The sequence below is a fragment of the Bacillus sp. (in: firmicutes) genome, assembly GCA_017656295.1.
Lineage (GTDB): Bacteria > Bacillota > Bacilli > Bacillales > JACDOC01 > JACDOC01.
This window is the reverse complement of sequence record JACDOC010000035.1, coordinates 1-6535: the sequence shown is the minus strand read 5'-3', so window position 1 is coordinate 6535 and position 6535 is coordinate 1. Positions and strand designations below refer to the sequence as shown.

Annotated in this window: 9 protein-coding genes and 1 rRNA gene; 8 read left to right on the top strand and 2 right to left on the bottom strand. The window is 39.0% G+C overall.

Annotated elements, in window-relative coordinates:
* Positions 1-222 precede the first annotated feature (222 nt).
* From rplM to H0Z31_15525, 5 genes are all read left to right on the top strand, one after another.
* On the top strand, positions 223-660 hold the full coding sequence (gene rplM, locus H0Z31_15545; protein MBO8178836.1) for a 50S ribosomal protein L13: 438 nt from the start codon (positions 223-225) through the stop codon (positions 658-660).
* Positions 661-681: 21 nt separating this feature from the next.
* Positions 682-1074, top strand: a complete 393-nt coding sequence (gene rpsI / locus H0Z31_15540) for a 30S ribosomal protein S9 (GenBank protein MBO8178835.1) — start codon at positions 682-684, stop codon at positions 1072-1074.
* A gap of 128 nt (positions 1075-1202) precedes the next feature.
* A complete protein-coding gene (locus tag H0Z31_15535) occupies positions 1203-1649 on the top strand; it encodes a DUF2521 family protein (protein ID MBO8178834.1) in 447 nt (148 codons plus the stop codon).
* 73 nt (positions 1650-1722) lie between these two features.
* On the top strand, positions 1723-2436 hold the full coding sequence (gene cwlD / locus H0Z31_15530) for an N-acetylmuramoyl-L-alanine amidase CwlD (GenBank protein ID MBO8178833.1): 714 nt from the start codon (positions 1723-1725) through the stop codon (positions 2434-2436).
* A gap of 128 nt (positions 2437-2564) precedes the next feature.
* Positions 2565-3626: an MRP family ATP-binding protein gene (locus H0Z31_15525; GenBank protein ID MBO8178832.1), complete on the top strand. Its 1062-nt coding sequence runs from the start codon at positions 2565-2567 to the stop codon at positions 3624-3626.
* Between the two features lie 37 nt (positions 3627-3663).
* Here the strand turns inward: H0Z31_15525 and H0Z31_15520 are convergent, their stop codons facing one another.
* Positions 3664-4302 (bottom strand): spore gernimation protein GerD, encoded by a 639-nt coding sequence (locus H0Z31_15520; protein MBO8178831.1) that lies wholly within the window; start codon positions 4300-4302, stop codon positions 3664-3666.
* Positions 4303-4453: 151 nt separating this feature from the next.
* Between H0Z31_15520 and H0Z31_15515 the strand changes: the two genes are divergently transcribed.
* On the top strand, positions 4454-5056 hold the full coding sequence (locus tag H0Z31_15515) for a KinB-signaling pathway activation protein (protein ID MBO8178830.1): 603 nt from the start codon (positions 4454-4456) through the stop codon (positions 5054-5056).
* A gap of 51 nt (positions 5057-5107) precedes the next feature.
* Here the strand turns inward: H0Z31_15515 and pdaB are convergent, their stop codons facing one another.
* Positions 5108-5857 (bottom strand): polysaccharide deacetylase family sporulation protein PdaB, encoded by a 750-nt coding sequence (pdaB, locus tag H0Z31_15510; protein MBO8178829.1) that lies wholly within the window; start codon positions 5855-5857, stop codon positions 5108-5110.
* Positions 5858-6006: 149 nt separating this feature from the next.
* Here pdaB and H0Z31_15505 point away from each other — a divergent pair, with 149 nt between their 5' ends.
* Together H0Z31_15505 and H0Z31_15500 are read left to right on the top strand one after the other, a co-directional pair.
* A complete protein-coding gene (locus tag H0Z31_15505) occupies positions 6007-6231 on the top strand; it encodes a hypothetical protein (GenBank protein ID MBO8178828.1) in 225 nt (74 codons plus the stop codon).
* Between the two features lie 232 nt (positions 6232-6463).
* A 16S ribosomal RNA gene (locus H0Z31_15500) occupies positions 6464-6535 on the top strand; the annotation flags it as partial.

Here is a 6535-nt window from a genome sequence, read left to right as displayed (position 1 = left end):
AGAGAGTACCCTAAAATAGTGAATCCGCTTTCATTGTTAGGGAGAAAAAAACTGCCCACAAATACTTGACTCAATCCAGGTGTAACATTTTCTTGACATTGGCAACTGAAAGAGATATTATATCATATGGTATGTATTTAACCCCACGATAAGCCCCGGAACTTAATCGTGTTAAAAATAAATACAGGTGAAAAGGAATTTTTATTTTTAGGAGGGTAAATCATGCGTACTACGTATATGGCAAAAGCAAATGAAGTAGAGCGTAAATGGTACGTTGTAGACGCTGAAGGTAAAACTTTAGGTCGTCTTGCCAGCGAAGTAGCTGCAATCTTACGCGGTAAACATAAACCAACTTACACACCACACGTTGATACTGGTGACCATGTGATCATCATCAACGCTTCTAAAATCGAACTTACTGGTAAAAAATTAACAGACAAAATCTACTACCGTCATAGCCAACATCCAGGCGGTTTAAAAGCTCGTACAGCGCTTGAAATGCGTACAAACTATCCTGAGAAAATGTTAGAGCTTGCTATTAAAGGCATGCTTCCTAAAGGTTCTTTAGGACGTCAAATGTTCAAAAAATTACACGTTTATGCGGGTCCTGAACATCCACATCAAGCTCAAAAACCTGAAGTGTACGAACTACGCGGATAATTTTAAGAGGAGGGTATTATCTTGGCACAAGTTCAATACTATGGAACTGGTCGTCGCAAAAGCTCTGTAGCACGTGTTCGTTTAGTACCAGGCGACGGTCGTATCGTAATCAATGGTCGTGACGTAGAAAACTACATTCCATTCGAAGCATTACGTGAAGTAATTAAGCAACCACTTGTAATTACTGAAACTCTTGGCAACTACGATGTACTTGTAAACGTTAAAGGTGGCGGTTATTCTGGTCAAGCAGGTGCGATCCGTCACGGTATCGCTCGTGCGTTACTTCAAGCAGATCCTGAATATCGTCAACCACTAAAACGTGCTGGATTATTAACTCGTGACGCACGTATGAAAGAGCGTAAGAAATACGGTCTTAAAGGCGCTCGTCGTGCACCACAATTCTCCAAACGCTAATTTGTTTTGGATGCAAAACCTCTATCCGTTTCGGATGGAGGTTTTTTTGTGCCCAAAAATTGTGATTTTTTTCTTTGTATCACTTTCCTTACAGAGCAAACAATACGTGGTAAGGAGAGTGAATACAAATGGCAGTGATTAAGACGTTTTCTTATAAAAAAAGAGAAAAAGAATTACACCATGAACGGATGATTTTAAGAGAATTGTCTATTTCCATGCTACGGGATCGTATGCAGAAATATTTTCGACCATTTTATTTCGAATGTGGACGGCGTTTAGCTCCACAGCTCGAAGAAGGATGTTATGATATGGCCATTGAAGCGTATTTACTTGGTGCGAAATATAGTCGCTTTGGGTATTATGGAGAGTCGGTCACACAAGTTCGTCATCGCTGTCGCAGAGAGTTAAAAGACATCATCGATACGTTGTATAATGATTGGCTTTATTGGGGTATCCGGGATCATGAATCGCTTGCTTCCGAATCCATCTACTATGCTTGTGAACAGTACATTGACTCGTGGTGGACGGAAGGTTTTTTAAAAGCCACACGGAGAAGAAAGCTCCGTCTGAAATAGATGTTACAGTTCTATTTCCTTCCCTTGTCCCATACAGTGGATATAGAGAAAAGGGAAGGGATGGAAATTACGCATGAATAAAAAAGTGAAATGGTTCCTCTTTGGCGTAGGGATTCTCCTTTTCATGTATCTATTAAAGTACCAATTTTTAAATTCGCAATCGTTTGAGTCATGGAACTTGCCGTTGTCAGGAAAAATTATTTACTTAGATCCTGGACATGGGGGACCAGACGGTGGAGCGGGGGATGAAGAGGTGCTTGAAAAGGATATTGCGCTATCAGTTGCGCTAAAGCTGAGGGATTATTTACAAGAACAAGGTGCCTTGGTGCTTTTAACAAGAGAAACAGATACGGATTTAGCCGATGAGGAGACAAGAGGGTATAGTCGACGAAAGGTGGAAGATCTTCAAAAAAGGCTGCAGTTAATTAACGAATCCGATGCCTCTTTATATTTAAGTATCCATTTAAACGCCATTCCTTCCTCAAGGTGGAGTGGGGCGCAAACATTTTATTATCCCCGGTATAAAGAAAATAGACGGATTGCTACGTTTATCCAAGAAGAATTGCGGGTAAGCCTTGAAAATACAGATCGCTTAGCAAAAGTCATTAATAACGTTTACTTAATAAAAAACGCCAAAAAACCTGGAGCACTTGTAGAAATCGGTTTTCTTTCCAATCCAGAAGAAAAGAGGAATTTAATGAACGATCGTTATCAAGATAAAGTAGCTGAAGCCATTTATCGAGGGGTTCTTCGCTATTTTACGAATGAGCCGGAGCTGGAAGAATAGCTCCTTTTTTGTTTGTCGTATTGCAACATTTTTCAAATAATTCGCGCGTCTCTTTTTGGGCGATCGTCAATATGTGATATACTGATGAAAAGAAAGAAAAGTTTACATAGGGAGAAAGGGTGTTTTTCGTGCTTACGAAACAAGATGTCATTCAACTTTTAGGTGAATTAAAAGATCCTTTTTTACATAAACCGTTAAAAGAAACGAATGGAATACTTGAAGTCGCTATTAAAGAAGAGAAAAAACATGTTAGCGTCAAAGTAGCTATCGCGAAAACGGGGACAGGTGAGCAGCTTCAATTACAATCGCAAATTGTGGAAACGCTTAAAAAAGCGGGGGCAGAAACGGTTGGTATCCGCTTTGCTGATCTACCAAAAGAGGAATTAGAAAAACATCGTTATTCCAGTGAACCAAAAGGTCAAGGACTCCTCTCGCCGAATAGGCAAACGACATTTATTGCGATTGCTAGTGGAAAAGGAGGCGTCGGAAAATCTACCGTCTCCTGTAACTTGGCAGTAGCATTAGCAAGACTCGGGAAAAAAGTTGGCCTTATTGATGCGGACATCTACGGATTCAGTGTTCCTGATATGATGGGAATTACAAAGCGACCACAAGTTCGTGGAGACATGATTATTCCAGTGGAGCGCTTTGGTGTTAAAGTCATTTCGATGGGATTCTTTGTGGAAGATAATGCACCGGTCATTTGGCGTGGACCAATGTTAGGAAAAATGTTAAACAACTTCTTCAGCCAAGTGGAGTGGGGAGACTTAGATTATTTATTATTAGACTTACCTCCTGGAACAGGGGATGTTGCATTAGATGTTCACACGATGCTCCCGCACTGTAAAGAAATTATTGTAACGACGCCACATCCAACAGCGGCGTTTGTAGCGGCACGGGCTGGCGCTATGGCGTTACGTACCGAACATGAAGTATTAGGTGTTATTGAAAACATGTCTTACTTTGAAAGTAAAGTAACTGGTGAAAAAGAATATGTCTTCGGTCGCGGCGGTGGCCAAAAATTAGCGGAAGAACTACAAACCGAACTACTTGGCCAGTTACCTTTACAACAGCCGGATTGGCCTGATAACGAGGAAGACTTTGCACCGTCGATTTATGGAGAAGATCATCCACTTGGAAAGATTTATTTAGACATCGCGAAAAAAGTGAGCGGTTTGTTAATGAAATAAATCTAAAAAATCAGACCGGATTTATCGGTCTGATTTTTTATGCAGACGCTCCACCGCCTTGTCCTTGCCCTTTATCTTCTCCTTCACCACCACCTTCTTGTCCCCCACCTTCTTTACCTTCTTCTTTTTTCTCTCCCCCTTCTTGGCCTGCTTGTTTTAACACATCTTGAAGTTTAGACTTGAATAAAGGACTTTCAAATGTTTCGATAATGACGGTTTGTAAATGTTCTCGATACTCTTTACTTTTCAGCACTTCATTGTACTCTTTTTGCATTTCAGGATCTTTCAAAATATCCATCATCATCCCTTGATATTCTGGGTCTTTCATAAGTTCCTTTAATAGCTTTTCGTTTTCTTTTTTCATGCTTTTGGCAACCGTTTCAGCAAATTTTGGATCTTCAAAAGACTTTTTCCAAAATTCGACCCCTTTTTCAGATGTTAAGGTTTTTTGAATCGAATCTGAAACAACTTGCTGATCCATGACTAGCTCTTCCTTCATTTTTTCATCAGAAATGATTTGTTGAATTGCTTTCTTTCCTTCATCCGTTTTTAATATATCAACTACCATTTTTTTTGTTTCGTCATAATCCATTTGACCGCCACCGGACTCTTTTCCACCGTTACAAGCGGTTAAAAAAAGTACGGGTATGAGGAGCAAATAGGTCCACTTTTTCATCTTAAAGCTCCTTTCCATTAAACAACTTCTTACTGTTAATATGAGAACTTTGTGAAAAAATATGCGTTCCTTCGCCTTGTCCTAGATTTTTCAAGATTTGGTTGGTAAAATCGAAAGAGTGAATGACATTGACATAATGGAGGAGTCAACGGTGACGATTCGAAATTGGATAAAATTTTTCTTTTCTACATTGTTAGTTGGAGGTTTCGTTTCCGGAATCTTAGGGTTTGTGATTCGCTGGGATGAATTTTCGCCTTATTTTACAAATGGTGAGATCGGGGCAATCCTTTCCACCTTTATTTGGTTAATGGGAGTTGGCTTTACGTTTAGCGTTATTAGTCAAATGGGCTTTTTTGCTTATTTAACCGTTCATCGATTTGGGTTAGGGATTTTCCGAACGATCTCCTTATGGAACGGTGTCCAATGGGTTCTTATTTGTATCGTTTTGTTTGACCTCGTATACTTCCGTTTCCAAGCCTTTGCTGATGAAGGGGAAAGTCTGGTTCCTTACTTATTATTGGCAGGATTCATTCTTTTGTTTGGTGCGGTAATCGCGTATTTTAAAGCAAAGCAAACTAATAAACAAACGTTTGTTTCAGCCTTATTTTTTATGGTCGTTGTAACAGTAGTCGAATGGCTACCTGTTCTAACGACGAATGAACAAAGTTGGCTTTACTTAATGCTATTTACATTATTAGCTTGTAACGCTTATCAATTATTAATGCTCCCAAAATACAACACGATGAAGGCGTAAACAAAAAAGGCGTCCCATTTTTATAGGGGACACCTTTTGTTTTACCTCTTTTTATCGAATTAATGTGGTTTTTGCTTTTCCGCTCGCAATCATTTCCGAAACGGTTTGTAGCTCTCCTTTCTTTTTCGTCATTTGAATGATAGAAGGGAGCGCTTGAGCGGTTTGTTTGGCGGAATCAGAAGCATGGAGTAGAATAATATCTCCCTTTTTAGCGACAGAGACGTTTTTGATAATTTGTTCTACTCCCGGATTTTTCCAGTCATGTGAGTTTACACTCCAGTGAACGAGAGTATAGCCAAGACGTTCAGCAATTTGAATCACTCGTTCATCGAAATGACCTGTAGGCGTGCGGAGTAATTTGATATTTTTGACGTTTAGTTTTTTAAATACTTCTTGCGCCATTAAAATGTCTCGACGCACTTCCGAATCGTCTAAATCGGTATAATCTTTGTACGTATAACCGAGTAATCCAATTTCGTACCCTTGCTTCACGATTAGCTCAACTAGTTCAGGATGTCTTTCAGCCCATTCTCCGGATAAAAAAAACGTTGCTTTTTTAACGTTCTGCTTCTTTAATAACTCTAAAATAGGAGCGGCCTTTTCATCCCCCCAGCCGATATTAAACGTAAGCGCAATACCTTTTTCTCCTTTATAAATGGCTCTTGGTCCTTCTTTTGTCGAAAAAACAGACAGGTAGCTTAAGCTTTCAGAAAAAAGGAACAGGGCCGTAAAGAATGAAATAATGACGATTAACAGTCCTTGTTTTATTTTTTTGCCACTGACAATATAAAATCCATTCATTCTCGTTTGATCACCTCTTAGACAAGTCCTTGTCACCATTGTATGAAGGCAGATAGGATTTATGTCTTAACATTTTTGTTAAACAACTTCATAATTTTAGACATGTTGGAAAAAACTACAGAAAACAAATAAATAAGGATGTGGAAAAAATGCTTGGGATGTTGTTACATGAACATGAGAGGCAAGAGATACAATATTTGCTGAAACGAGAAATGGATGAAATATTATTTGATCTAGAAGATGAACGAATTGATCATGTTGTAAAGAGAGCAATGAAAGAAAGGTACCATATATTATTTACGATATTTAAAAGAGTTGCACCGCATTACGAGTGTTTAAAATATATGCAAATGAAAAGAAAAGCAGAGTGGTAAAAAGGATAAAATTTTTTAAAAAAAGTGTTGACGTTTAAGTCGAATGGTAGTATATTATTAAACGTCGCTGCTGAACGACAAATGATCAGCATGATAAATAAAAAAGTGGTTGACACAAAGTCGACCTGGTGTTATTATAAGAAAGTCGCTGTTAAAAAGTGATTTCGATTGTTCCTTGAAAACTAAACAAAACGAAGCGTCAACGTCAATGAATTTGAGTCTTTCTGTCAAACTTTTTCGGAGAGTTTGATCCTGGCTCAGGACGAACGCTGGCGGCGTGCCTAATACATGCAAGTCGAGCGAA

Bases quoted from the DNA above. Each gene is read 5' to 3' on its own strand.
- pdaB (MBO8178829.1), bottom strand. From the start codon at position 5,857: ATGAATGGATTTTATATTGTCAGTGGCAAAAAAATAAAACAAGGACTG.
- rplM (MBO8178836.1), top strand. From the start codon at position 223: ATGCGTACTACGTATATGGCAAAAGCAAATGAAGTAGAGCGTAAATGG.
- H0Z31_15535 (MBO8178834.1), top strand. From the start codon at position 1,203: ATGGCAGTGATTAAGACGTTTTCTTATAAAAAAAGAGAAAAAGAATTA.
- H0Z31_15505 (MBO8178828.1), top strand. From the start codon at position 6,007: ATGCTTGGGATGTTGTTACATGAACATGAGAGGCAAGAGATACAATAT.
- H0Z31_15520 (MBO8178831.1), bottom strand. From the start codon at position 4,302: ATGAAAAAGTGGACCTATTTGCTCCTCATACCCGTACTTTTTTTAACC.
- cwlD (MBO8178833.1), top strand. From the start codon at position 1,723: ATGAATAAAAAAGTGAAATGGTTCCTCTTTGGCGTAGGGATTCTCCTT.